The organism is Rathayibacter sp. AY1D5 (genome assembly GCF_002932515.1).
GTDB lineage: Bacteria > Actinomycetota > Actinomycetes > Actinomycetales > Microbacteriaceae > Rathayibacter.
The window spans coordinates 1-2,352 of the sequence record NZ_PSVU01000105.1 but is presented as its reverse complement, the minus strand read 5'-3'; the positions used below and the strand labels follow the sequence as shown (position 1 = coordinate 2,352).

Sequence of the window (2,352 nt, the reverse complement as noted above, 5' to 3'; positions counted from 1 at the left end):
CTGGCGGCCGAGCTTCGAGAGCTGGTACTGGGCGCCCTGCTCGTAGAACACGTTCACGTCGCCCTCGAAGAGCGAGAGGTGCGTGTGCATGCCCGAGCCGGGGTGCCCGGAGAGCGGCTTCGGCATGAACGTCGCGTAGACGCCCTGCTCGATCGCCACCTCCTTGATCACGGTGCGGAAGGTCATGATGTTGTCGGCCGTGGTGAGCGCGTCCGCATAGCGGAGGTCGATCTCGTTCTGGCCGGGGCCCGCCTCGTGGTGGCTGAACTCGACCGAGATGCCCAGATCCTCCAGCATGCGCACGGAGCGGCGGCGGAAGTCGTGCGCCGTGCCTCCGGGGACGTTGTCGAAGTACCCGGCGGAGTCGACCGGCTCCGGACCCTCGGCGCCGAAGGACGACGACTTGAGGAGGTAGAACTCGATCTCGGGGTGCGTGTAGAAGGTGAACCCGCGCTCGGCCGCCTTCGCAAGCGTGCGCTTGAGCACGTTGCGCGGGTCGGCGACGGCGGGCTGGCCGTCCGGCGTGGTGATGTCGCAGAACATCCGCGCCGTCGGGTCGATCTCTCCGCGCCACGGGAGGATCTGGAAGGTCGACGGATCCGGATGCGCGAGGACGTCGGCCTCGAAGGAGCGGGTGAGGCCCTCGATGGCGGAGCCGTCGAAGCCGAGCCCCTCCGCGAACGCGCCCTCCACCTCGGCCGGCGCGATCGCGACCGACTTCAGCGTGCCGACGACGTCGGTGAACCAGAGGCGAACGAATTTGATCCCTCGCTCTTCAATGGTGCGAAGAACGAAGTCCCGTTGCTTGTCCATCCAGACCCCTCCTGTTTCGACCCTCAGGCTACTGCCTCCGACCGGGGCCCGCGGGGCGCCCGAGGCGCGCCGTAGACTGGCGCCCATGTCAGCGCAGCCCGTGAAACGCGTTCGAACCCGCCACTTCCAGAACGCGAAGGACTCCGGTGTCCGCATCACCGGGCTGACCAGCTACGACCAGCTCACGGCGAAGATCTTCGACGACGCCGGGATCGACTTCCTCCTCGTGGGCGACTCCGCCGGCAACACGGTGCTCGGCTACGACACCACTCTGCCCGTCACCGTCGACGAGCTCATCCCGCTGGCGCGTGCCGTCGCCGGAGCCGTCGAGCGCGCCTTCGTCGTCGCCGACATGCCCTTCGGCTCCTACGAGTCGGGTGCCGACGACGCGCTGCACACGGCGTTCCGCTTCATGAAGGAGACGCACGCGCACGCGGTGAAGCTCGAGGGCGGAGTCCGCTCCGCCGAGCAGATCCGGCGCATCGTCGAGGCGGGCATCCCCGTGATGGCGCACATCGGCTTCACGCCGCAGAGCGAGCACGGGCTCGGCGGCCACATGGTCCAGGGGCGCGGCGAGGGTATCGAGCAGCTGCTCGCCGACGCGCGAGCCGTCCAGGAGGCCGGGGCGTTCGCCGTCGTCCTCGAGATGGTGCCCGCCGACGCGGCACGTCAGGTGACGGAGGAGCTGCGCATCCCGACGATCGGAGTCGGAGCGGGACCGCACGTCGACGGACAGCTGCTCGTGTGGACGGATTTCGCCGGATTCACCACCGGCCGCATCCCCCGCTTCGTGAAGCAGTACGCGGATCTGCGCGGCGTGCTCACCGGAGCGGTCACCGCGTACCGGGACGACGTGGAGTCCGGCGCCTACCCCGGCGCCGAGCACAGCTACGAGTAGCCGCGGTCAGCGGTCCTCGGCGGCGTCCTCCTCGGCCCATTTGCGGCTGTTCTCGTGCAGCCGCTCGAGGGCGTGCTCCGCCTCCTCGCGAGAGGAGAAGGGCCCCACCCGGTCGACGGAGGGGGACACGAATCCCTGCTCCACCGTGCCGGCCTTGAGGTTGTACCACCAGGAGTTCGCGTCGCCGTCAGCCATGCCGCGATCCTACGCCGCAGCCCGCGTCGGTCCGCACCCCCGCCCTTCGCTAGCATGGCCGCTATGACTGCTGCGGCGACCGCCATCGGGATCGACATCGGGGGAACGGGCATCAAGGGGGCCTCGGTGGACCTGGCCGCGGGCACCCTGCTCAGCGACCGGATGAAGCTCGCCACTCCCCCGGGCGGCACGCCGAAGGACATCGTCGCCACCGTTCAGCAGATCCTCGAGAAGATCCCGGACCTGCCCTCGGACACCCCGGTCGGCATCTGCTTCCCCGCCGTCGTCGTCCACGGACGGACGATGTCGGCGGCGAACGTGTCGGACGAGTGGATCGGCCTCGAGGCCGAGAAGCTGTTCGAGGACGCGATCGGCCGGAACATCTTCTTCGTCAACGACGCCGATGCGGCGGGCTACGCCGAGTCGCGCTTCGGAGCGGCGAAGGA

General features: G+C 69.3%; 4 protein-coding genes. 2 read left to right on the top strand and 2 right to left on the bottom strand.

Going from position 1 to position 2,352, the window contains the following annotated elements; translation table 11 throughout:
* Positions 1–813 (bottom strand): glutamine synthetase family protein (locus tag C5C82_RS16995; RefSeq protein ID WP_146086033.1); only part of this gene is annotated, 813 nt, incomplete at its 3' end.
* 85 nt (positions 814–898) lie between these two features.
* Between C5C82_RS16995 and panB the strand changes: the two genes are divergently transcribed.
* The gene (gene panB, locus C5C82_RS16990; protein ID WP_104226711.1) at positions 899–1,711 is read left to right on the top strand and encodes a 3-methyl-2-oxobutanoate hydroxymethyltransferase; all 813 of its coding nucleotides are present in this window, start codon (positions 899–901) and stop codon (positions 1,709–1,711) included.
* Between the two features lie 6 nt (positions 1,712–1,717).
* Here panB and C5C82_RS16985 read toward each other — a convergent pair whose 3' ends face one another.
* The gene (locus tag C5C82_RS16985; protein ID WP_104223671.1) at positions 1,718–1,906 is read right to left on the bottom strand and encodes an SPOR domain-containing protein; all 189 of its coding nucleotides are present in this window, start codon (positions 1,904–1,906) and stop codon (positions 1,718–1,720) included.
* Positions 1,907–1,969: 63 nt separating this feature from the next.
* Between C5C82_RS16985 and C5C82_RS16980 the strand changes: the two genes are divergently transcribed.
* Positions 1,970–2,352: ROK family protein (locus C5C82_RS16980; RefSeq protein WP_146086032.1), on the top strand; the 383-nt coding region annotated here is incomplete at its 3' end.